Source organism: Pseudomonas sp. P5_A2_2, from assembly GCF_054177685.1.
This window is the reverse complement of record NZ_JBGCUL010001033.1, coordinates 1-1521: the sequence shown is the minus strand read 5'-3', so window position 1 is coordinate 1521 and position 1521 is coordinate 1. Positions and strand designations below refer to the sequence as shown.

Annotated in this window: 1 protein-coding gene; it reads left to right on the top strand. The window is 58.6% G+C overall.

The genetic code is table 11. The features are described from left to right. The coding region (locus ACXRVY_RS28515; protein WP_458238893.1) for an efflux RND transporter permease subunit at positions 1-1320 on the top strand (1320 nt) is incomplete at its 5' end. Between the last annotated feature and the right edge of the window lie 201 nt (positions 1321-1521).

Sequence of the window (1521 nt, the reverse complement as noted above, 5' to 3'; positions counted from 1 at the left end):
ACGCTGCTGATCATCGATATCGGCGTGATCCGTGAACTGGCGATCGGCGCATCCATCGGTGTGGCGGTAATCGTGTTCACCAACCTGATCCTGCTGCCGGTGGCGATTTCCTATGTCGGCATCAGCAAGCGTGCGGTCGAACGCAGCAAAAAGGACGCGCATCGCGAACATCCGTTCTGGCGCCTGCTGGCGAATTTCGCCAGCGCCAAAGTCGCACCGGTGTCCATTCTGCTGGCGCTGATCGCCTTTGGCGGCGGTCTCTGGTACAGCCAGAACCTGAAAATCGGCGACCTCGACCAGGGTGCCCCGGAGTTGCGTCCGGACTCGCGCTACAACAAGGACAACAACTTCATCATCAATAACTACTCGACCAGTTCCGATGTGCTGGTGGTGATGGTCAAGACCAAGGCTGAAGGCTGCTCGCGCTACGAAGCCATGGCGCCGATCGACGAGCTGATGTGGAAGATGCAGAACACCGAAGGCGTGCAATCGGCGATTTCCCTGGTGACTGTGTCCAAGCAAATGATCAAGGGCATGAACGAAGGCAACCTGAAATGGGAAACCCTGTCGCGTAACCCTGATGTGCTGAACAACTCCATCGCCCGCGCTGACGGCCTGTACAACAACAGCTGTTCCCTGGCGCCAGTGTTGGTGTTCCTCAACGATCACAAGGCCGAAACCCTGGATCGTGCGGTGCATGCGGTGCAGGCGTTCGCCAAGGAAAACAACAAGGAAGGCCTGGAGTTCATCCTCGCTGCCGGTAACGCCGGGATCGAGGCGGCCACCAACGAGGTGATCAAGAAGTCCGAGCTGACCATCCTGATCCTGGTGTACATCTGCGTCGCGGTCATGTGCATGATCACCTTCCGTTCGTGGGCGGCGACCTTGTGCATCGTGCTGCCGCTGGTGCTGACGTCGGTACTCGGCAACGCCCTGATGGCCTTCATGGGCATCGGCGTGAAAGTGGCGACCCTGCCGGTCGTGGCGCTCGGGGTGGGGATCGGCGTGGACTACGGCATCTACATCTACAGCCGCCTGGAAAGCTTCCTGCGTGCCGGCCTGCCGCTGCAAGAAGCGTACTACCAGACGCTGAAGTCCACCGGTAAGGCGGTGCTGTTCACCGGTCTGTGCCTGGCCATCGGCGTGTGCACCTGGATCTTCTCGGCCATCAAATTCCAGGCCGACATGGGTCTGATGCTGACCTTCATGCTGTTGTGGAACATGTTCGGTGCGCTGTGGCTGTTGCCGGCACTGGCGCGGTTCCTGATCAAGCCGGAGAAACTGGCGGGGCAGAAGGGCAACTCGTTGTTCGCCCACTGATCGATCTCTGGAACAAAAAAGCCGCAACCTCAAGGTTGCGGCTTTTTTTGCTCGCTGGCTTTACATAAGTACCTGTGGGAGCGAGCTTGCTCGCGATAGCGGTGTATCAGTCAATGCAAGTATCGAATGTTCAACCGCCATCGCGAGCAAGCTCGCTCCCACAGGGTTCTTTGGTCGTTATGAAGGATCGCTACCCAGCAC